The organism is Ferruginibacter sp. (assembly GCF_028288465.1).
Lineage (GTDB): Bacteria > Bacteroidota > Bacteroidia > Chitinophagales > Chitinophagaceae > Ferruginibacter.
The window spans coordinates 16,537-38,650 of the sequence record NZ_JAQBNR010000042.1 but is presented as its reverse complement, the minus strand read 5'-3'; the positions used below and the strand labels follow the sequence as shown (position 1 = coordinate 38,650).

The window sequence follows — 22,114 nt, the reverse complement described above, 5'->3', positions numbered from 1 at the left end:
ATCCATTGCAAAACCTTCGAGAGAAGGTTTTTTTTGTATGACTTATTTTCCGGAAAAATATTCGTTCAACTCATTGTAATTATTAAGTCGCATCAGGAAGAAAATCCCAACTCTTTTAAAAACGCTTCTTTATAATTTATACCGATCGGTATTTCAGTTTTATTGATAAACACCCGGTTGCCTTCCACATGGCTTATTTTAGATTTGTTGATAATGAAGGAGCGATGTACCCGTAGAAAAAGGTTGTGCGGAAGCTGTTCTTCAAAATTTGAAAACGTCATGGTTGGCAGCAATACCTGTTGGGTGGTGACTATTTTGGTATAGTTGCCACTGGCTTCAGCATACAGTAAATCATTGAACTGAATCTTAAAAATCTTCCCATCGGTTTTGATAAAAATATAATCATCCGATTTTGTGTCAACAGGTTCAGAAGCGGTGAGTGATTGCGGTTGTAATTTTTCTACCGCCTTATCAACGGCGATGATAAACCGCTCCAGCGAAAAGGGCTTTAGCAAATAATCGCAGGCTGCCAGGTCAAATGCATCCAGCGCATATTCTTTATAGGCGGTAGTGAAGATTACCTGCGGCTGTACCTTCAATGTTTTTAAAAAAGAGATGCCATCCAGTACGGGCATGTTGATATCTAAAAATAAAATGTCAATTTTTTGTTGTTGTAAAACATGCTTTGCTTCAAGGGCGGTACCGCAGGATGTAACAACCGACAGGTATGGCAGGTGGCCGCAATAGGTTTCAATAATTCTTCTTGCGATCGGTTCATCATCTACAACCAAACAATTAATTTGATTCATCTTATTTCTTTTTTAACTGTAGCATAACCGTATATAATTCATTGGCATTGTCTACCGTTAGCTGGTGTTCACCAGGGTATAAAAGGTCCAGTCGTTTTGTTACACTGGCAAGGCCAAAGCCGCTGTGCTTGTCCATTTGCGGGCGGTCTTCTTTCGCACTGCTTTGCGAATTCTTTACAGAAAACAAAATCAAATTTCCCCATAATTTGAGACTGATGGTAATAAATATTTGCTGCGCTGCGGAATTGCGGGAATGTTTAAATGCATTCTCTATAAACACAATCAGCAACATCGGGGCTATCTTTATATCGGCACTTGTAACGGACTCTATATCCATGTTTAAAACCAACCGGTCACCAAGCCTTATCTGCTCGAACGCAATATAATTGCTGATGTAATTCAATTCATCTTTCAGGGGTACAAATACTTCATTGGCCTCGTATACCGTGTACCGCAACAGGTCAGATAATTTCAACAGCAGCGGAGGAATTTTTTCATGTTCGGTAAGCGAAAGACCATACATGTTGTTGAGTGTATTAAATAAAAAATGCGGACTCAGTTGCGATTGCAGTAAATGCAGTTCACTCTTATTCTGCGCCGCCGCCGCCTGCGCTTCCCTTAACCGGTTTTGCGTATAAGCCCTTACGATTTTTATCAGCATACCCACGGCCAGGCTGCAAATGGCAAAGGGCAACCAGAACAATATTAAGTTAATAGCTACCCTTCCCTGCAACGGAAAATCGGCATGAAAAAAAAGCCAGCCAACACAAGCCACTATTATAGTTACCAGCAAAATGATAACGCCATTGGGCGCTGATTTTAATTGATGTGTCCATATCTGAGCCAGGTAGCGGCCGGCAAATACACCCGCAATAAAACACATGGTGGCCGCGGTTGATACGGCTTCATCTTCATGTACACCAATTGCTTTTACATATGATTCAATGGCCAAAAAAAGTGGAACAGAAGCGATGACCGCTAAAAGAATATAAAGCTTTCTGCCATAAAAAACATCCTGTGTTGTATGATTAATTTCGCTCATTTTTTTACTGTTTACCTGTTGATGGATATTGTAAATATGCACCACGGTAAGGCCTTGGATAAATTGCTGTGACGAATGTGCCCTTTGCACTGACGGAAAGCTTGTGCCGGCTTTCCAATTTATTCAACCGCGTTCAGCCGCATTCCGTCAGCCGTTTTACAATGTACAACACAATTGTTTTACCGGCCGCCTGATGACCGCAATATTTGTATCCTCATTATTTCAACACTCAGTAAAATAGAAAAGAATGAAAGGTATCAGCACGTTTATATTCTTCCTCTTTCTTACCACTACCATGTGTGCTCAAACAGCAGGAATAACCCTGGCGGGTACGGTAACCGATACAAAAAACGAACTCATCAGGTTAGCAACAGTAAGGTTGGTAAATACAAAAGATTCTACCACCATAAAAGAAACACTTACAAATGACAATGGAAAATTTAGATTGAACGGCATTGGAGAAGGCGCTTACAGGCTGATAGTTACAACTGTTGGGCAAAAACAAAATAACCCCGTGTTGCTTACGGTGGATAGTACACACCAGGATATGCTGCTGCCGCCGTTGGTGTTGCAGCCGGCAAAAAACATCGACCTTTCCGGGGTGACCGTAACGGCAAGGCGCCCGCTGATAGAACAGCAAATTGACAAAACAATTGTGAATGTCGATGCGATGATCAGCAGTGCCACCAGCAACACACTGGAAGTGCTGGAGAAAACGCCAGGCATTACCATTGGTGTAAACAACGATATTAACCTGAACGGCCAGGGCGCATTGGTGTTGATTGACGGGCGGCAAACCTATATGTCTGGTCAGGATCTGGCGGCTTATTTAAAATCCCTGCCAGGGAGCGTGCTGGATAAAATTGAGTTGATGGACAATCCGCCTGCAAGGTATGATGCAGCCGGCAATGCCATCATCAACATTCGGTTGAAGAAAAACAGGATGGCGGGCTTTACAGGCAACATTTCTATGGGTTATTCGCCGGGCAGGTATGCCCGTTTAAACGATGCGGTAAATTTAAATTACAACCGTAAAAAACTAAACCTGTTTGCAAATATTGGTTTCAATAAAGAGCAGAATTACACCAGTGATTTGTATGACCGTAAATTTTATACTGCGGAAGGCACGTTAAATTCTGTAGTGTCTTTATCAAACAACCAGCAATATAACAATCAGGGCGCTAATATTAACCTGGGGCTGGATTATGCAGTCACACCAAAAACAACCTATGGTGTGGTATTGAATTTTAATGACGGAAAAAGAAATGGCTGGTTTAGTGCTGCCGGTAATAACTATAATAAAAATGATCAGCTGATGGGAGTGAGTGCCAGCAATAACACAGGCGGAGATAACAGGAGAAATGGCAGCATCAACCTCAGCGTGGTACATAAGCTGAATGAGAAGGGACGGGAGCTTTCGGGAGATATCAATTACCTGCATTATAAAACCGATGGCAACCAGCTGCTCGAAAATTTTATCTTTCAGCCTGATGGCGCATTGAATGGGGCTACTAAATTTCAATACCTGTTGCCATCGTTCATCAATATTTATACGGCCAAGGCAGATTATATGCACCCGTTTAAAAACAAAGCAAAGTTGGAAGCAGGTATCAAATCATCGATAGTTGACAACGATAATGTGGTGGATTATTTTGACAGGATGTTGGAAATACCTGTGATTGATTACAGCCGGTCCAACCATTTTAAATACCATGAAAACATCAATGCGCTGTATATAAACGGTCAAAAAAACTGGCAGCGCTGGGGCGTACAGTCTGGCCTTCGGATAGAAAACACGAACCTTCGCGGCAACCAGCTGGGCAATGGGGTGGCAGGCGACAGCAGTTTCAGTAAAAATTATACCGGTGTATTTCCCAGTATGTACTTCAGCTATAAACTGGATAGTGCCGGTAACAATACATTGAATTTGCTGGCCGTAAAAAGAATCAACCGCCCCAACTACCAGTTGCTGAATCCCTTTGTATTTTTCAGGGATCAGTATTCTTACAGTGCCGGTAACCCAATGCTGAATCCGCAATACCAGTACCGGCTTGAACTGAAATACACCCACAAACAACTCTTTCGCACCGCTTTAAGTTTTAACAGGTTTACCAATGTGATCTTTCAAACCACGCAGGCTGTTGATTCTATTTTTATTACCCGGCCTCAAAATATTGCCATGGGTTATATGATTTTATTAAACTCCGGTCTTTCACTAGCACCCGCCAAATGGTGGAACTTAAACCTTGACATCTTGCTTTCGCACATGGGCCTGAACGGAAAAGCCTATACCGAAAACCTGGTCACCAATGTGTATGTAGCCCGCATCAACCTGCTCAACCAGCTGCGGTTTAACAATGGCTGGAGTGCAGATTTTGGCGGGTATTACGCCAGCAGGGATTTGAACGGCCAGGCAGTTACAAGCGGAATGGTGCGGGTGAACGCAGCCGTACAAAAAAAGGTATGGAAAGACAAAGCCAGTATTCGCCTTTCGGCCGATGATATTTTTCATTCCTGGGTATATCACAACAAATCAGTGGGTGTAAAACAGGCGCAGTATTTACAAATTACCGAAACAGATACACAACGGTTGGGCCTTGCCTTTACCTGGCGTTTTGGCAAATCCACCTTTGCAAGAAAGAGCAGACACAATGACAATGCTTCTGATGAGGAGAAGGGTCGGGTGGAGTGAGTTGGTTGTTTGATGTTGGAATAGTTTGTTGGGAATAGATGAATTAAAACTCAATCTTACCCCTATAACTTTCACCGATACCAGTTGAATATTCTTTATTATATTCTTTTGAAGGAATATAACTTAGAGCAACTTGTGGATATTTTAGCCATATATTGAAGAGGGTAATTGCTGAAGTTTTTGCTCCTAAAGAATTAAAAATAATATTGTGAGTATCTAAATAACTATCAGTCCCACCATTTTCCGCTTGCTGTAGTTTTTCAAGAATTAGTTTAAATGAAGCTTCCGTATCATATGGAGAATACTCATAGAAGAGTTCAATGTTATATTTTCTTTTTAATAAATCTTTACATCGCTTTGAGTTTTCTCTATTTCTTTCATTATTACTATTTGGTAAAAAAACCATTGTCAGTTTAGGTTCGAAACAATAAATTAAGCTATCCAATCTTTCGAGGTCAAAGCCAGTTGTTACAAGTAAAAGGGTAGGTGCGCCAAGTTTAGCAATACCTGACATCTTATATAATAATCTTGGTTTACCAGGATCACGGCTTATCCAATCCCCTGAATAATCATTGGGTGTATAGTATATATAATTCGCTTGGCAACCATTTATTTTACAGTTATATAGACATAACCAGATTGCCTCCCGTGTCATGGTCGTCGAATCAAGCACCACTTTTTTTCCTTTACAATTCTCATGGAAAATTTTTAAAAAAATGAACCAATTTTCCTCGGGCCTTTGAACTTTAATTTCAACTTCTACTAATTTATCCCCAAGAAGTTGTTTAGTCATTTTATAATTATCCATTTTCCATTCAGCAGTCAACGGATTATCATATTTGAACAACAGAACTTTATCTGGGTTATATTCAGAAATACTTTTTACCAATCCCTTGATATATCTCTCCTCCCAACTTAAAACTGCGATTAAAATGTCACATTTCATGATCAAACAATGTTTTTTGAGATAAAACTTCTTTTGAATTTATTGCTTTCCCATCAATTGCAGCTTTATAAAGCTCAATTGCTTTTATTGAAACTCTTGCATGTTGACCAACTACATCCAATCCTCTTATTGGAAATAAAAGTCTATTTGGTACATAATATGTCTCTCTCTCTCCTGCATCCTTTGCTGTTGATTCTCTGTCATATAAAATTTGAGCTTCCTTAGAAATTCTAAGTAAATCCTCCAGCTCTTTTGCTTGTGCAGAGTTTAGTTTATCCATTGCAGAAATGCTAAACATTATAGCCCTCGGCTCTGAAACCTCCGAAGAAAGTCTCTCTTTGAAAAGGAGCACTAAATTGTCAAATAGGCTTTTTATTTGTATGCCTTGCTTTGTTGAGCAATCCTGAATATTATTAAATAAGTCATTTTTAATCCTATCCCATAATTCTTGACTCTTTTCCTTTATCACTTCGTCTTGATATGAGGGTCGTATGTGTTTTACTTTAATATTCTCCTTGTCTTCTTTCAATTCATCAAGCAATGTAGAATACTCTTTGTCGTACATCCAATAACATGGGTAAAGAAGATTTCTAACAACTCCGGTTGATAGGTGGACTACAGTTTCCCAGCCCGCATAATGAGGCAAATTAGCTTTAGCAGGCCTATTACGAAAGTATTCAGCTCGGTGATATTTATAAACATAATCATCTATTTTCTTTTGACGCTTCGGATCGTTTAAATCTGTATAAATAGCTTCGGCTTTCTTTTTAACTATTTCCTTATATTTTATTAAATCCTGGTCAACACTTGGATTTGTTGGAAAGAATGTTGTCGCTTCAATTTTGCCAACGCCGTATTTTTCTAACCTCCTTTCAATAATATCTTTTGCCCATAATCCAAAATCAGAGAACTTATTTTGAAAAGGTTTTTCCATGTCAATCTTCAAAAAGTCGTGTCCCTCCAAAATGGAACTTCCTGTTGCCGTCACGTAGGTATGTTTGCGAACTTTTGCAACTGCAACCTTAAAACTAAAATCTGAGTGGTCTCTATAGGCGATCCAAGAATTAAGAGCCCTAATTTGGTGAGAATTTAAATCATGGGCATCATCAATTAACAAGAGAAAATGTGTGTGATCTAACTTGTCAATACTTTTAATTATCCTGACTAAAGGAATGATAAGAGAGTAAAACGAAACACATCGATCACTAAAACTGTCTTCACTATTATTAATTTGGTTTTGTGTTTCGCTGTTTAGTTTTTGAAAGTACTTTACAAGCCCTTTGAAAACTGAAAACTCGGAGGGAAGTTTGATATTCAAGATGTAGTCTAGATCTTGTCTAATTACTTGCTCTTCCTCTTCGGAGCAGATATCGCTAATTGTTGATAGCACATTAGATAATTCAAATGCGATTGCGAGAACAAAGAAATGTTCAGATAAAACTGAAACCTTAAAGGGGTTATTTATTAGTTCATATTCTTTCTTAAAAAACAAGGCGTTTGTACAAGGTATATATATACCTAGTTTTGAATAATCGAAAGCGACCTTATCCTTCGCAGCTTTACGGAATTGCTTTTGATATGAATTGTAAAGCAAAGTCATTGACTTACCGCATCCTCTCTCACCTACAATAAAAATATTTCGCCCTGATTGAATAAATCTCGAGTAATTATGATCCTCAACAAAGTATTCAATGAGTTCATCTGTTGCAAAATTTACAGCGGCTTCGTATTCAAATGGGTTGGTTGGTCTTTTACTTTTCATCGAATGCTGACTTTATAGAATTAAAAACATTTTCAGGTTCATACGAACTTTTCTCTTTAAAAAATTTTTCGAGCGTTTCGTCTATTGGCAATACCAAATCGTTTAAGACTAATTGTGCATTGTCTAACCGGACTTGTTTAGATTTAATCTCTCCATTAGTGTCGTTGTCTACAAAATAATTAAAAGTAATATCGGTTTTATTAAATGGGGAGAGCCATTCACAATAATACTTGCAGTATTTTCTTTCGGCTTCAATTTTCAACATCCTGCGTATTGTAAACGAGTAAAGTTCTATGAAGTCGTTATGAGATTCTTCAGTTATTATTCCATCTTTTGCACACAACGTGAAATAATATGTAATTCCAATTCTTTTGCCCTTTCTATCAATAAATGGCCTTGCTATTTCTCCATATTTATGATAAATTTTAGAATTTTCTGCATAGGGATAATTGTAATATTTGTTCATGTAAATTGAAGTTCGATGATACCCTTCAGCCATCTCATCAGCTAATCGTAATAATGCTGCTGTCATCTTAGTGTGAATGGGAGTTTCAAATAAATACGGAGTCTCTTCATGCAACTCCTTTATTGTGTCTTTGGACCCATCACCAGCAGTTCCTGAATGCTTGCTCGCTACTTCAGGTACAAGCATCCTTTCGTCACTAAATTCTTTTGCCTTATTTCGGACGTAGTCGTAAATCTCCCTGATAATATTATGTTGATGATGTGTTTCTCTATTGGCAATTAGGTTGCCGACATCGTGAAAGAGAACTGTCATACAAATGAAATACAATTGAATTGCATCCATTTTATCGACTTCTTTCCCTAATAATTTTCCAGCGTTAGCCAAAACATTCATAATGTGATCCTGTCCATGGTCAGATAAATCTTTTTTTAAAGATCCTACTGCATCAAATATTTTTTCACTAATTAAAGTGTCTCTGGCATAAGTATAATAACCAAAGTACTTGGTTGCTTCTGCAGGGGAGTGTTTGAATTTCCTTTTCAGATTTTTTTCTAATGCGACTTCAATCTCTTGTAGTGTCCAAGCCATAGGTTAAAACGTAGATTCTATAATTTTTTTAAAAACTGCTTTTGCTAAAAGTGGAGGAACCGAATTCCCTACTTGTTGTTGTTGAAATCCAATGCTCCCATGAAAATGAAAGTTATCTGGGAAAGATTGTATTCTTGCGGCTTCCCTTACGCTAAGTCCTCTATCCTCTGTTGGATGTATCAACATATTTTTTCGATAATTGCCAATTACAACAGAAGGGTTGTCTGCTACTAAACGATGATAGATTCCAGTATGACATCTTGTATAATCTTTATAATTACCCATCAACTTGACAGGGATATTTTCCCAGTTTCCGCCTTGGGGAATATGTTTATACCGTTTTAATATCAAATCGGCATTAGCAGTAACAAGATTATTAACAGCTTTTTTTGATTGTTTTCTGATGGACAACTGATATTTATTCTGTGCTATATTTTGATAGTCTAATTCGTGTGTATTAGCTCCATTTTCAAGTCGGGGCAAATCTGAAATCGCATCGCTTACAGTTAGATATTTTTTTGATGTTGATTTTGGGAACTCATAATTTATTCCATGCAATGACCCAACTATAAAGACTCTATTCCTAATTTGTGGAACACCATAATCCGCTGCATTAAGGATTGCATGAGTGGTCGTATAGCCTAGTTTTTTTAATTCTGTATTTATTTTGTCAAAGAAAAAACCATTTTCGGTTTCAACAATTCCTTTTACGTTTTCAACAATTACCCAATCCGGATTTTGTTCTTTTGTTAGTCGGAGATATTCTTTAAACAGCCAATTATTTACATTCAGTTTATTTCTTGTCTTTTGATTTGATGTTGAGAATCCCTGACAGGGTGGACCGCCAAATAATATTTTAATATCATTTTTTCCAGCCTGGCAAATACCATTTATTTTAACCCTGCGGACATCCTCATTAAATAAGGTAGTGTTGGGATGATTAGCTTGATACGTGAAAGCTGCATATTTATCAATTTCAACAGCAACTTTTACATCCACGCCCGCACTAATTGCACCAATGGACATGCCACCTGCTCCAGAAAAAAGATCAATGCCTATGAAGTTTTTTTTTATCATCGAAAGGGGCGTAATGTAAGAAAATATCAAGAACTCCTTGTAAGTATTAAAAAATATTTTTTATGTCATTAATTCGAATTTGCCATACCCATTTAATTTGAAGGAAATTTCTCCTTAACAAAACTTTCCAAAAAAAAATTTGGCAGTTAAATTCAAATACTATTACCTTTGCTTAACAGTGTTAGATTATTTAACCGCTGTAAAGGAGTAAACCACAAATGGCCAGTAAAGACAGAATTTTACGATTGAAAGATGACACGAGGAATAATATCCTGGCGGCATCTATTGATATTGTAAAAGAAGAGGGATGGCAGGCGTTGAGTATGCGTAAAATTGCGGATAAGATAGAATATACTGCACCGATCATCTACGAATACTTTGCCAACAAGGACGCCATCCTGAACGAACTTACGCGGCAGGGCTACGTAAAGCTGGGCAACCTGATGCAACAAGCCATCAGCGAACACAGCGACCCTGCGCAGCAATTGGAAGCGATGTGGCTGGCTTACTGGAATTTCGCCTTTGCAGAAAAGGAATTGTACCAGGTAATGTACGGGGTGGAAGTCAACTGTTGTGCTATGCAGAATATGTGTCCGGATATACAGAAGCCCATGAATATGCTTTGGGATAAAATAGAAGAAATTATCCCGGCCGATAAAAGAACGGAGGAATATGTGGACACAAAATATTACACCTGCTGGTCGGTAGTACACGGATTAATTTCCATCAACATGACCCGTAAATTAACATCGGACGAAATGAACAAACAGGTTTTAAAAGATGCCATCGGCGGTATTATTGCCTCTATGAAATAAGCATTTTTTTTGCCTTGTTACTTAACACTGTTAAACGATTTAATTGCGTTATAACGACACAATGAAATTGATTACCCACTATCAAACCCAAAACAACAACAACAAATCCTTCACCCAACTGATCGTTTTTTAAAGAAAAAAATCAGGAGAAAACAACAACAGCAGGCTGAAATGATCCGGAAATTTTCGCCTTGCTGAGCGCATTTGACAGTTATAAAAAAAACTGTTTTTTTTAAATTCATTACTTAACACTGTTAAACAATTTACACACGTTATGAGCAAGCTAATCACCTACATTTTATACGCAGGCGTTTTATTTTTAGCCGCCTGTGCAGGCCAGGCAATGAACCCCACGCCGGCGCCTCCATCTTTACCCGTTATAAAAATCAATGCCGGTGCTGCCACCACCTGGCTGGAATATCCGGCCACCATTGAAGGCAGTACCAATGTAGAAATACGCCCGCAGGTAAGCGGCTACCTGGAAAAGATTTATGTGGAAGAAGGCACTTATGTAAACCAGGGCCAGCCACTGTTTAAAATCAATAGTAGGGAATATAGCGAGCTGAGCAGGAATGCTGCTGCCACGGTACAATCAGCCAATGCTTCAATAGAAAAAGCCCAGGTAGAATATGACCGTCTGAAGCCGTTGGTAGAAAATAAAGTAATTGCAGAAACACAATTGAAAACCGCCAAAGCCAACCTGGATGCGGCCAAAGCGGAACATGCACAAGCCATCTCGGGCAAGGGAAGCGCAGATATTTCTGTTGGCTACACACTAATAACAGCACCGGTTAGCGGCTATGTTGGCCACATTCCTTTTAAGCAGGGTAGCCTTATCGGCAAGGGTGAAACGTTGCCACTTACGGTTGTATCTGCAGTAAATAGCGTTCACGCCTATTTCTCCATGAGCGAAGCTGACTTCCTTCAATTTATTGCCGGTTATGAAGGCAAATCAACGGAAGAAAAAATACAACATATTCCTGCTGTTGACCTTCAGTTGCCCGACAATACCATCTACAACAGCAAAGGAAAAATAGAATTGGTTCAGGGCCAGTTTGACCGCAGCTCAGGCACCATCAGTTTTAGAGCATTGTTTGCTAACAACGATAAGTTGTTACGTTCAGGCATCACCGGCAAAATACGCATTCCATCGCAACACCAGGACCAGTTACTGGTACCGCAGGAATCTACTTTTGAAATGCAGGATAAGGTATTTGTTTTCGCCCTTGGCGACAGCAATAAAGTAACCAGCAAACAAATAAATGTAAGCGGCAAAAGCGGTAACAATTATTTGGTAAGCAAGGGCCTCGCAAACGGTGAAAAGATAGTATTCAGTGGCATTCAACGCCTGAAAGACGGTGCCGTAATTACACCACAAAATATTTCAGCAGACAGTGTGTTGCAGGCAACATTGATTCCTAAGAACGATGCAGCTCAAACAAAAAACTAATTCATAAAACATTTAACCCCATAGGTATTGAGTACACATAGAAAAACATAAGGCAACTGCATTTTAAAACTATGTTATCTATGTTTCTACGTGGTAAAAAAAATCACCTGTTGTCACTCATATCCTTTCGATACCAACACTAACAATTTAAAACACATCATCCAAACAGTACTCTGTAAACCGCTCCATTTTGAGCGGTGAGGGAGCCCTTTTTTCAAATTTTAATTATGTTTCAAAAATTTATAGAACGCCCGGTACTGTCCACGGTTATTTCCATACTGCTGGTATTGCTCGGCCTCGTTTCACTGTTATCATTGCCCATTACACAGTTCCCGGATATTGCGCCACCGGCCGTGCAGGTTACTGCAGCTTATCCCGGCGCCAGTGCGGAAGTAGTGGCCCGCTCGGTAGCTACGCCGTTGGAAGAAGCGATCAATGGTGTGGAGAACATGACTTACATGACCTCCAACAGCAACAACGATGGCACCATGACGTTGAGTGTATTTTTTAAGTCGGGCACCGACCCGGACATTGCTTCGGTAAACGTGCAGAACCGTGTTGCAAAGGCCACCAGCCTGATTCCTGCGGAAGTATTGCAGGCCGGGCTGAGCACACAAAAGCAACAAAACAGCATTATCATGGCCATTGCTTTGTACAGCAAAGACAGTGCATATGATGAAGCCTTTTTACAAAACTATGCCCGGATTAATATCGTACCCGAAATACAAAGAGTGCATGGTGTAGGACAAGCCACCATCTTTGGGTCAAAAGATTATGCCATGCGCATCTGGCTAAAACCAGACCGGCTGGCGGCCTATAATTTATCCGCACAGGAAGTGCTCGCAGCCATCAAAGAACAAAACCTGGAAGCAGCGCCCGGCAAATTCGGTGAAGGCAGCAAGGAATCTTTTGAGTACGTCATCAAATACAAAGGCAAGCTTAACCGCAACGAAGATTACGAAAACATCATCCTTAAAAGTAACAATGATGGGGCGGCAATCAAACTAAAAGACATTGCCCGTGTGGAATTTGGATCTTTCAGTTATACTGCCGATGCCAAAGTAGATAAAGGCCCTTCAACAGGTATCCTGATTTATCAAACTGCAGGCTCCAACGCCAACGATATTCTTACTGAAGTAAATAAAATAATGGACGGCGTAAACAAGAATTTACCCCGGGGTATTAACACATTTGTGCCTTATTCTTCCAAAGAATTTTTAGATGCTTCTATTGAAAAAGTGAAGCACACGTTGATAGAAGCTTTCATACTCGTCTTCATCGTGGTATTCCTTTTCTTACAGGATTTTCGTTCAACGCTCATCCCTGCTATTGCAGTACCAGTCGCTATTTTGGGCACTTTCTTTTTTATGCAGCTGTTTGGTTTCACCATCAACCTGCTTACATTATTTGCTTTGATACTGGCCATCGGTATCGTGGTGGATGATGCCATCGTAGTGGTAGAAGCGGTGCATACAAAAATGGAGAATGAGCACTTACCCGCCCGGGAAGCTACCATTAAAAGTATGGGTGAAATATCCGGCGCCATCATCTCCATCACACTGGTAATGGCTGCTGTGTTTGTTCCCGTTGGTTTTATGAAAGGCCCCGCCGGTATCTTCTATAAACAGTTTGGTTTTACACTGGGCATCGCCATCTTAATTTCTGCATTGAATGCGCTTACATTAAGTCCGGCCCTGGCAGCTTTGTTTTTAAAGAACAACCACCAGCCGGGCGAAACAAAAAAAGGATTTAAAGAAAGATTTTACGGCGCCTTTAATGCGGGCTTTAGCAACCTCACCAACCGCTACAGCAACAGCCTGCAGTTTTTAATAAAAACAAAATGGATCGCTCTTGCAGGTTTGGTAATCATTACCATCAGCACGGTGTTTTTGGTAAAACAAACACCTACAGGTTTTATCCCGACAGAAGATCAGAGTATCTTTTTGTATTCGCTGAACATGCCTGCCGGTGCTTCCCTGGAAAGAACAAAGAAAGTAGTTGAAAGAGTTGACAGCATTATCGCCACAGTGGAAGCAGTAGAAAAATCATACAGCGTAGCGGGTATGAATATCATCACCAATGCCACCAGCCCCATCAGCGCACTGGCATTTGTAAAATTAAAAAAGCCTGGCACCAGGGGCAAAACAGAAGACATCAATAAAATTCTGGCGGAAGTCAATCAAAAATTATCCATCATCTCAGCCGCGGATTTATTCACATTTACCTTACCAACGGTACAAGGTTTTGGTAACACCAATGGTTTTGAAGTATTGCTGCAGGACAGGCACGGCGGCAAGCTGGAAGACCTGAGCAGCACGGCTTATGGCTTTATTGGTGAATTGATGAAACGCAAGGAAATCATGTATGCCTTCACCACTTTCAACACGGGCAACCCGCAATACAAAGTAAACATAGACGAAGCCAAAGCAAAACAACTGGGCGTTTCTATCAGCGAATTGCTGCAGACATTACAGGTGTATTACGGCAGTTACCAGGCATCTGATTTCAACCGCTTTGGTAAACAATATAAAGTCATTATGCAAAGTGACATTGCCTACCGTGTTGATCCCTCCACGCTGAATGAAGTCAATGTAAAGAACAATGCAGGACAAATGATCCCGGTAAAAACACTGATCAATTTAGAAAAAGTATACGGTCCGGAAACAGTCACCAGGAACAACCTGTTCAATGCAGTTACCATTAATGGTATACCCAAACCGGGCTATAGTTCCGGCGAAGCATTGAAAGCAGTAGAGGAAGTAGCGGCTAATTATTTGCCCCGTGGTTATGCCTACGAGTGGAGCGGCTTGACAAGAGAAGAGCAGCAGTCGGGCTCACAAACCACCTGGATATTTATCATGTCGCTGGTGTTTGTTTACTTCCTGCTGGCAGCGCAATACGAAAGTTATATTCTTCCGCTGGCCGTTATTTTATCAGTACCAACCGGCTTGCTGGGCACGTTCGCTTTCATCAACATGGCGGGCATAGAAAATAATATTTATGTACAGGTCGGCCTCATCATGCTGATAGGTTTGCTGGCAAAAAATGCCATCCTGATTGTTGAGTACGCCGTGCAAAGAAGAAAGGCCGGGCTTACCATTGCAGCTGCTGCAATTGAAGCAGCCAGGTTAAGGTTAAGGCCCATCCTTATGACGTCCTTCGCTTTTATTGCAGGCTTAATACCACTTGTAAGAGCCACCGGTGCATCCGCCATGGGCAACCGTTCCATTGGTACAGGTGCAGTCGGTGGCATGCTTACAGGCGTGTTGCTGGGCATCTTCATCATCCCGGTTTTGTTCGTGGTCTTTCAATCGCTGCAGGAAAGGGTGGTGAGTAAGAAGACAGTAGTAAAAGATGCACCAAACACAGCGGTAACACCGGCGATAGGATAAAGGCAGAAGGCAGAAAGCCAAAAGCAGAAAGCAAAAAGCAGAGAGAGGCATATAAGGTCATTTGAATAAATGGATGCTCTTCGAGTCGGCCTTCGAATTGAACACAGTCACCGGATAAGTCGCCTCTTTTTCTCCGGTTCCGACACAGTCGGAATTGAAAAAAATGCGTAGCATATTTTCAAAGGGGAAAAAGCAGCGACGTTCCGGTGACGCAGCCCGCCGGCTGAGGAGGCGACTATAACAATTTTAAAGAAGCGTAAATGAAGCGAAGGCTTGCTCAATAAAGCTATAAAAGTACAAGTGAGTGACACAACAATGTTGAAGCAAGCACAATAGCCCGTTTAAAAAAATAAAAAATAAAAAATGATAACAAGAATCATCACATACACCGCAGCATTCCTGCTGCTATTAAGCGGATGTACCGTATCAAAAGATATTTCAACTCCAGTCAATACAACACCAGCGGCATTCAGAAATGGAACGGAGGACACCGCAAACATCGCCACCATTCAATGGAAAACATTTTTTACCGATGCGGCTTTGCAAAAACTGGTTGACAGCGCCATCAGCAATAACTACGATATGCAGGTTGCAGTAAAAAATATCGAAGCGGCGCAGCTGATTGTAAAACAAACAAAATTGGGTAACCTGCCTGCTGCCAATTTGCAGATTGGTGCCAGCATCAACCGGCCATCAGACAATAGTTTAAATGGGTTGAGCCTGAGCCAGTTTCTCGGCAAATCGTATGTAGAAGATTACAGTGCCAGCCTGGCGCTTTCCTGGGAAGCCGATATCTGGGGAAAAATAAAAAACCAAAAAGCAAAAGCGCTGGCCACTTATTTGCAAACAGCCGAAGCAAGAAAAGCCATCCAGACAAACCTGGTAGCAGACGTAGCAAAAGGTTATTACAACCTGCTGATGCTGGACGCACAGCTCGCCATTGCCCGAAAAAATGTGTTGCTCAATGACAGTACTTTACGGATCATCCAGCTGCAATACAATGCAGGCCAGGTAACGGCTTTGGGCGTTCAACAGGCCGAAGCGCAACGACTGGTGGCAGTACAATTGATTCCCCTTTTGCAACAGACCATCACCATCCAGGAAAACGCTTTGAGTGTTTTAACCGGTGTGGTGCCGGCGGCCATCGAACGCAGCAGCGAATTAAAAAATATTGTCGCGGCTCAAAATATTTCATCGGGTGTTCCGTCTCAGTTAGTAAGCAGCCGGCCGGATGTAAAAATGTATGAACTGGCATTGACTATTGCCAATGCCAACACCGGTATTGCAAAAGCTAACCTGTATCCATCGCTCACCATAACTGCGGCGGGTGGTGTAAATTCTTTCAAAGCGAGCAACTGGTTCAATATTCCTGCGTCTTTATTTGGAACTGCATTGGGCGGTATCACCCAGCCTTTGTTTCAACGCAAGCAATTAAAAACGCAGTACGAACTGGCGAAAGTCGAAAGAGAAAAAACAGTGATACAGTTCAGGCAATCGGTACTCAATGCCGTAGGCGAAGTATCGGATGCACTGGTAAAAACAACCAAACTTAAAGAGCAGGAAACCGTTGCCACTACAAGGGTCAACACCCTGCAGCAAGCCATATCGAATGCAGATCTTTTATTTAAAAATGGTATGGCCACTTACCTCGAAGTAATCACCGCACAGAGCAACACATTGCAGGGCGAACTGGAACTGGCAGCACTTAAAAAAGAGCAGCTGAGCGCAGTAGTAGAACTATACCGGGCATTGGGCGGCGGCTGGAATTAACAATCAAAATTTAATTAAAATATAAAATCAAGAACATGTCAAAATTAAAAAACAAAGTAGCCATCGTAACAGGCGCTTCAAAAGGAATTGGTGCCGGTATTGCAAAAGCCTATGGCAGCGAAGGCGCATCGGTAGTAGTAAATTATTCATCTGACAAAGCAGGTGCAGAACGGGTAGTAAATGAAATTGTTGCCAACGGCGGAAGAGCTTTGGCGGTGCAGGGAAGTGTTGCCATAGCAGCAGATGTAAAGCAATTATTTAAAGCAACAAAAGAAGCGTACGGTCAAATTGATATCCTGGTAAACAATGCCGGTGTGTTTCAATTTGGCGGACTGGAAACAGTTACGGAAGAAGAATTTCACCGCCAGTTTAACACCAATGTACTGGGTACCATCCTGGCTACACAGCAGGCGGTGGAAGATTTTGGCGACAATGGCGGCAGCATCATCAACATCAGTTCGGTGGTGAGCAGCAATCCTCCGGCATACTCTGTTGTATACTCTGCCACCAAGGGTGCCGTGGATACCATTGCAGTGGCTTTGTCTAAAGAACTGGGCAGTAAAAAAATCCGTTTCAATACAATAGCACCGGGAGGCGTAGAGACAGAAGGCACGCATACTGCAGGCATCATCGGCAGCGATTTTGAAACACAAATGGTAGCCGGCACGCCACTCGGAAGAATCGGTCAGCCGAATGATATTGCTAAAGTAGCCGTGTTTCTTGCATCGGATGATGCCGGTTGGGTAAATGGAGAAAAGATCAATGTTTCTGGTGGATTGAGATAGTGAGGCGTAAAGTAAAGCATCTCTTTTTAAGGGATGCTTTACTTACTATTTAGAATAAAAAGCAAAAGGGTGAACAACTCATTCCGCTTCCCGGACGCTTCAGGCAGCTAATTGTACGGCTCAGGCACGAAGGCATTTTTAAGGATAAATAAATGGTACAAATTTGATTTTGTAATAAAGAGAAGAGTTAGAAAAGTGAACCGGCAGATCGGTTGCAATAGGAAGGTGCGGAAGGATTTAGTGAAAGCCATTTGAAAAGTAATACGGCATCGCAATGCTGAAAAGTAAGCTGTACTGTAAGTTTTAAACAGGGCTTCAAACAACAAATAAATTAGCAATGAAAAATTTTACAAAAATTATTTTTTTACTGGTGCTTGTAATACTGGCATCAGCAACAAATATAGCAAGGGCACAAACTGTCATAAAAGGTACAATTACCAACAGCGCTACGCATCAGCCGATGCCATTTGTGAGCGTGTATTTTAAAGGCGGCAAAGGCATCTCCAGTGCAGAAGATGGCAGTTACAAATTGAGTACCATCAACAGCAAATTAACACAGGTGGAGTTTTCTTATGGTGGCTATAAAAAAATAGTAAAGGAGGTAGAAGCAGGCAAAGAAACGGTGCTGGACATTGAAATGGAACAGCCGGTGATGAACGCCGTGGTGATAAAAACAAAAAGAGGCAAGTACAGCAACAAGGATAATCCGGCTGTGGAACTGATCCGTAAAGTGATTGACAATAAAGACAAGAACAGGATCAGCGCCTATGATTTTGTGCAGTACCAGCAGTATGAAAAAATGGAACTGTCGCTTACCAACAAGCCGGAGAAGCTGATGAAAAATAAGCTGCTGAAAAACTATGTTTTTATTTTGGATAACCAGGATACAGATAAGGTTGCGGGCAAAGCATTGGTACCGGTTTACCTGGAAGAAACTTTATCGGATAAATATTTCCGTAAAAATCCTGACAAGCAAAAGACCTTTATCACCGGTCAGAAAAAAGTAAATTTCGGTGAGTTTGTAGATAACAATGGTATCAGCAGTTATGTAAATAAACTGTACGCGGATATTGATGTGTATGAAAATAATATTACCATTTTAACCAACCAGTTTTTAAGCCCCGTAGCCGGTTCGGCTCCGACTTTTTATAGGTTTTATATCCGTGATACGGTGCAGGAAGACGGCGTTCAACTGGTGCGTTTAAACTTTATGCCCCGCAACACCAGCGACCTTTTATTTAAGGGTACTTTGTACGTTACGCTGGATGGAAATTATGCCGTGCAAAAGCTCAACATGAGCGTAAGTAAAAACGCCAACCTTAACTGGACAAGAGGCTTGCGGATTAAACAGGATTTTGAAAAAGGTGTGGATGGGAGATACCATCTTGCAATGAGTAATATGCTGGCTGAATTTGCTTTTAGTAAAAATTCAGATGGTGGTATTATGGGCGAACGTACTGTTTCTTTTAAAAACTTTGTTGTGAATCAACCTGCTGCGGATAGCATTTATAAGAGAAGGGAATTGGATCCAGGTGATGAACGACCTGCCGGAACTGATAGTTTTTGGACGACCAATCGTCACCAACCGTTGACCGCCATTGAAGCAAAAGTGTACAGCAATATTGACAGCCTGCAGAACATGAAATCGTATAGGCGCTTTATGGATATCGCCACGTTGGTGCTTGCTGGTTACAAAAATTTTGGTGGGTATGAAGTTGGTCCGGTAAATGCCTTTTATAGTTTTAACCCGGTGGAAGGTTTTAGGATAAGGGCAGGTGGCAGAACCACACCGAACTTTAGCAAACGCATCTACCTGGAGAATTACCTGGCTTACGGATTTAAAGATCAGAAGACAAAATATTTTCTGTCAACAGCGTATTCGCTGAATAAAAAATCGATCTATACTTTCCCGATGAACTATGTAAAACTGAGTTACCAATACGATACAAAAATACCGGGACAGGAATTACAGTTTGTGCAGGAAGATAATTTTTTACTCTCTTTTAAAAGAGGCGACAACGATAAATTTTTATACAACAATATTTTTAAAGCAGAGTATGTGCGGGAGTTTGGTAAAAATATTTCCTACACGTTTGGATTTAAAAACTGGAAACAATCACCCGCAGGAGCCATCACTTTTGACAAGACGGTGAACAATGAATTGGTGACTGTAAAAGACATTACCACCACCGAATTATCTGCTGAGTTACGCTGGGCGCCGCATGAACAATTTTACCAGGGCAAGGTATACCGCATCCCGATTTTTAATAAGTACCCGATTTTTAAACTGCGTTATATCGCCGGTATAAAAGGCCTGTTCAACAGCGAATACAATTACCATAACCTGAACCTGAATATTTTTAAACGGGTGTATTTTTCACAATTGGGTTATGCTGATTTTTCTGCCGAAGGCGGGTATATTTTTGGTAAACTGCCTTACCCTTTGCTCACCATTCACCGGGCCAATCAAACCTATGCCTACCAGCTTAATTCGTTTAACCTGATGAATGCACTGGAGTTTATCAGCGACCATTATGCTTCTGCCAACATGGATTATTATTTCAATGGTTTTATTCTGAATAAAATTCCACTGGTAAAAAAATTAAAACTGCGGGAAGTGGCAAGTGCGAAAATTTTGTATGGAGGTGTACGGGATGAAAACAATCCGTCAACCATGCAATCTTACCTGGATTTTCCCAAGAACAATACCACCGGTACATCCACAACTTATGCTTTAAACAGCAAGCCTTATGTGGAAGTAAGTGTTGGCCTTGCCAATATTTTTAAACTGTTCAGGGTTGACCTGGTTAAAAGATTAACGTACCTGGATAACCCCGGTGTTTCACAATGGGGTATAAGAAGCCGGGTGAAATTTGATTTTTAATTGACATCTGCGGCAATAAATGTTTGCTGCAATAAATACTTTTTCGGGGTATGAAAAAATAATTATTTCTTTTTGATAACTACCGTTTCCCAGCCATCGTACTGACCATGCAGTTCGGTGGCTTTTTTTCTGAGTGTGGATGTAATGAGTGAAATGGAAGCAAGATCAACTTTGTCTGTGCGGGACAATTGCAGCTGGTAAGTAAGTCTTGTATTAGGCGAGAAGCTTTTAGCAATCTTAAATTTTTCCTTTACACCGTACGGAATAAAACTACTTCTTTCCGCATCGGTTTTAAAATACAACCAGTGATCAACCATTCGTGGTTTGCTTAAATCATCACCCGCATCGGTTAAATTAAGAATTACTTTTTGATTGGTGAGCTGGTCAAGGTGCTCCTCGTCTGGAAATAAAGAGTCGAGATACACTTTCCAATCAGCGTCGTTTTTTATATTGATGTGGTATTGATACCCGGGGAAATTTTTTTTGTAGGCCGTCTCCAGCAACTTGCGTATGCCTGTTGTATCTGGTAAATAATAATAATCAATTCTTTTGCACTGGTAAGAAAACGTGCCTGCCGCCACCGCCCTCAATCTTGTATTCAGCGCAGCTTTTACTGTATCGGAAATTTGGTAAAGCGTATTGAACTCTTCTTTTTCCGGCAGTCCGTGTGGACTGCAAATGTTTAAACTTACCCCGGTTGTAAGCAGGTAGGGTAACCGCAGCATAGGCGCTGCGTCCTTTAAAGACATATTTACTAATGTAGATCCCGTGCCTTTTTCGTGCTCCGTCAAATAAACATCCCAAACATCTTCCTGCGAGAATGCGTTGAACGCCAACGTTACAAATACAGTTAAAATAAGGTATGATTTAATCATAGTTTGATACCGGGTGAATGAGTATAACGGAATATTTCAGTTTGTATTATCTGGCGCACCACGGCACACGAAGGAGGGTAATTTAATGGAGGCTGCTGCCGCAAAATTTATTCGGCATTAACTGTTTTCTTTTGGTAAATTATTAATTGAGGTCAGCATGTTTAACAACAAAAGTGCCACCCAACCTGTCATGAAGGGCCCGCCTGCTGTTATCTGATAGTATAAAAATAATCTCGGCTATAATCAACATACAATAAACAACCAGGTAGGGATTGATATTAAATACTTTATTCTGCAAGAGCGTGAATTCGGCGTTAGAATTAACCGATGCAAAAGCTGCGGTTCTAAAAACAAGCAATGTAATACCGGAAAAAAAGATCCCCCAAACGATGTTGAAGATATTTCGTATCACTACTTCTTTTAAACCGGCTTTTAAAAAGCTTTTGTCTACTACAATCAGTTTCATCGCCCTTTTTCCGATGGTTGCGCCGTACTTATATTCACAAAAGGGCTTGTATAATACTTGTATCAAAGCCACGATAATTAATACCAATTGACTTTTCCAGGTTGTCTTATCAAGCCAGATAATAATAGATATAGGAAGTAGAACGAGGCCGTCAATAAGCAATGCAAATACACGGTCTTTAAAAGTTCCATAAGACGAAGGAATTTCTTCAAACTCATTTAATACATTTTCTGTTGCTTGTAACATAGGGATGGTTTAATTATTGAACAATCGTTTTGAAAGAAAGGCTGTTGAA

At 40.7% G+C, this 22,114-nt stretch carries 15 protein-coding genes; 7 read left to right on the top strand and 8 right to left on the bottom strand.

Annotated features, from left to right (window positions below; translation table 11 throughout):
* Positions 1-92: 92 nt before the first annotated feature.
* Together JWR61_RS16295 and JWR61_RS16290 are read right to left on the bottom strand one after the other, a co-directional pair.
* The gene (locus JWR61_RS16295) at positions 93-809 is read right to left on the bottom strand and encodes a LytTR family DNA-binding domain-containing protein (protein ID WP_301928813.1); all 717 of its coding nucleotides are present in this window, start codon (positions 807-809) and stop codon (positions 93-95) included.
* Position 810: 1 nt separating this feature from the next.
* A complete protein-coding gene (locus tag JWR61_RS16290; RefSeq protein ID WP_301928812.1) occupies positions 811-1,851 on the bottom strand; it encodes a sensor histidine kinase in 1,041 nt (346 codons plus the stop codon).
* Between the two features lie 247 nt (positions 1,852-2,098).
* On the opposite strand from JWR61_RS16290, the gene JWR61_RS16285 reads away from it, so the two are divergent.
* Positions 2,099-4,543, top strand: a complete 2,445-nt coding sequence (locus JWR61_RS16285; RefSeq protein WP_301928811.1) for a TonB-dependent receptor — start codon at positions 2,099-2,101, stop codon at positions 4,541-4,543.
* Between the two features lie 43 nt (positions 4,544-4,586).
* Here the strand turns inward: JWR61_RS16285 and JWR61_RS16280 are convergent, their stop codons facing one another.
* Genes JWR61_RS16280 through JWR61_RS16265 form a run of 4 tightly spaced genes read right to left on the bottom strand, consistent with a single transcriptional unit; the run spans position 4,587 to position 9,382 of the window.
* On the bottom strand, positions 4,587-5,489 hold the full coding sequence (locus JWR61_RS16280; protein WP_301928810.1) for a hypothetical protein: 903 nt from the start codon (positions 5,487-5,489) through the stop codon (positions 4,587-4,589).
* Entirely contained in the window at positions 5,479-7,251 is a 1,773-nt protein-coding gene (locus JWR61_RS16275; protein WP_301928809.1) for a hypothetical protein, read from the bottom strand. The genes JWR61_RS16280 and JWR61_RS16275 overlap by 11 nt, the downstream gene beginning before the upstream one ends.
* On the bottom strand, positions 7,241-8,305 hold the full coding sequence (locus JWR61_RS16270) for a hypothetical protein (protein ID WP_301928808.1): 1,065 nt from the start codon (positions 8,303-8,305) through the stop codon (positions 7,241-7,243). Before JWR61_RS16270 ends, JWR61_RS16275 begins: the two co-directional genes overlap by 11 nt.
* A 3-nt stretch (positions 8,306-8,308) precedes the next feature.
* Positions 8,309-9,382 (bottom strand): DNA cytosine methyltransferase, encoded by a 1,074-nt coding sequence (locus JWR61_RS16265; RefSeq protein WP_301928807.1) that lies wholly within the window; start codon positions 9,380-9,382, stop codon positions 8,309-8,311.
* A 218-nt stretch (positions 9,383-9,600) separates the two neighbouring features.
* Here JWR61_RS16265 and JWR61_RS16260 point away from each other — a divergent pair, with 218 nt between their 5' ends.
* From JWR61_RS16260 to JWR61_RS16235, 6 genes are all read left to right on the top strand, one after another.
* Positions 9,601-10,197, top strand: coding sequence for a TetR/AcrR family transcriptional regulator (locus JWR61_RS16260; RefSeq protein ID WP_301928806.1), 597 nt, complete (start codon positions 9,601-9,603; stop codon positions 10,195-10,197).
* Between the two features lie 274 nt (positions 10,198-10,471).
* Entirely contained in the window at positions 10,472-11,647 is a 1,176-nt protein-coding gene (locus JWR61_RS16255) for an efflux RND transporter periplasmic adaptor subunit (protein WP_301928805.1), read from the top strand.
* A 227-nt stretch (positions 11,648-11,874) separates the two neighbouring features.
* Positions 11,875-15,039 (top strand): efflux RND transporter permease subunit, encoded by a 3,165-nt coding sequence (locus tag JWR61_RS16250; protein WP_301928804.1) that lies wholly within the window; start codon positions 11,875-11,877, stop codon positions 15,037-15,039.
* Positions 15,040-15,402: 363 nt separating this feature from the next.
* Positions 15,403-16,809, top strand: a complete 1,407-nt coding sequence (locus JWR61_RS16245; protein WP_301928803.1) for an efflux transporter outer membrane subunit — start codon at positions 15,403-15,405, stop codon at positions 16,807-16,809.
* Between the two features lie 35 nt (positions 16,810-16,844).
* A complete protein-coding gene (locus JWR61_RS16240) occupies positions 16,845-17,594 on the top strand; it encodes an SDR family NAD(P)-dependent oxidoreductase (RefSeq protein ID WP_301928802.1) in 750 nt (249 codons plus the stop codon).
* Positions 17,595-17,931: 337 nt separating this feature from the next.
* A complete protein-coding gene (locus JWR61_RS16235; protein WP_301928801.1) occupies positions 17,932-20,478 on the top strand; it encodes a DUF5686 family protein in 2,547 nt (848 codons plus the stop codon).
* Positions 20,479-20,540: 62 nt separating this feature from the next.
* On the opposite strand, the gene JWR61_RS16230 is transcribed toward JWR61_RS16235, so the two are convergent.
* The gene (locus JWR61_RS16230; protein WP_301928800.1) at positions 20,541-21,353 is read right to left on the bottom strand and encodes a DUF695 domain-containing protein; all 813 of its coding nucleotides are present in this window, start codon (positions 21,351-21,353) and stop codon (positions 20,541-20,543) included.
* A 142-nt stretch (positions 21,354-21,495) separates the two neighbouring features.
* Positions 21,496-22,065: an RDD family protein gene (locus JWR61_RS16225; RefSeq protein WP_301928799.1), complete on the bottom strand. Its 570-nt coding sequence runs from the start codon at positions 22,063-22,065 to the stop codon at positions 21,496-21,498.
* Positions 22,066-22,114 lie beyond the last annotated feature (49 nt).

Excerpts from the sequence above, each read along its gene's own strand:
- JWR61_RS16230 (WP_301928800.1), bottom strand. The coding sequence starts at position 21,353 with ATGATTAAATCATACCTTATTTTAACTGTATTTGTAACGTTGGCGTTC.
- JWR61_RS16290 (WP_301928812.1), bottom strand. The coding sequence starts at position 1,851 with ATGAGCGAAATTAATCATACAACACAGGATGTTTTTTATGGCAGAAAG.
- JWR61_RS16225 (WP_301928799.1), bottom strand. The coding sequence starts at position 22,065 with ATGTTACAAGCAACAGAAAATGTATTAAATGAGTTTGAAGAAATTCCT.
- JWR61_RS16255 (WP_301928805.1), top strand. The coding sequence starts at position 10,472 with ATGAGCAAGCTAATCACCTACATTTTATACGCAGGCGTTTTATTTTTA.
- JWR61_RS16270 (WP_301928808.1), bottom strand. The coding sequence starts at position 8,305 with ATGGCTTGGACACTACAAGAGATTGAAGTCGCATTAGAAAAAAATCTG.
- JWR61_RS16275 (WP_301928809.1), bottom strand. The coding sequence starts at position 7,251 with ATGAAAAGTAAAAGACCAACCAACCCATTTGAATACGAAGCCGCTGTA.
- JWR61_RS16285 (WP_301928811.1), top strand. The coding sequence starts at position 2,099 with ATGAAAGGTATCAGCACGTTTATATTCTTCCTCTTTCTTACCACTACC.
- JWR61_RS16260 (WP_301928806.1), top strand. The coding sequence starts at position 9,601 with ATGGCCAGTAAAGACAGAATTTTACGATTGAAAGATGACACGAGGAAT.
- JWR61_RS16235 (WP_301928801.1), top strand. The coding sequence starts at position 17,932 with ATGAAAAATTTTACAAAAATTATTTTTTTACTGGTGCTTGTAATACTG.
- JWR61_RS16265 (WP_301928807.1), bottom strand. The coding sequence starts at position 9,382 with ATGATAAAAAAAAACTTCATAGGCATTGATCTTTTTTCTGGAGCAGGT.
- JWR61_RS16245 (WP_301928803.1), top strand. The coding sequence starts at position 15,403 with ATGATAACAAGAATCATCACATACACCGCAGCATTCCTGCTGCTATTA.
- JWR61_RS16295 (WP_301928813.1), bottom strand. The coding sequence starts at position 809 with ATGAATCAAATTAATTGTTTGGTTGTAGATGATGAACCGATCGCAAGA.
- JWR61_RS16280 (WP_301928810.1), bottom strand. The coding sequence starts at position 5,489 with ATGAAATGTGACATTTTAATCGCAGTTTTAAGTTGGGAGGAGAGATAT.
- JWR61_RS16240 (WP_301928802.1), top strand. The coding sequence starts at position 16,845 with ATGTCAAAATTAAAAAACAAAGTAGCCATCGTAACAGGCGCTTCAAAA.
- JWR61_RS16250 (WP_301928804.1), top strand. The coding sequence starts at position 11,875 with ATGTTTCAAAAATTTATAGAACGCCCGGTACTGTCCACGGTTATTTCC.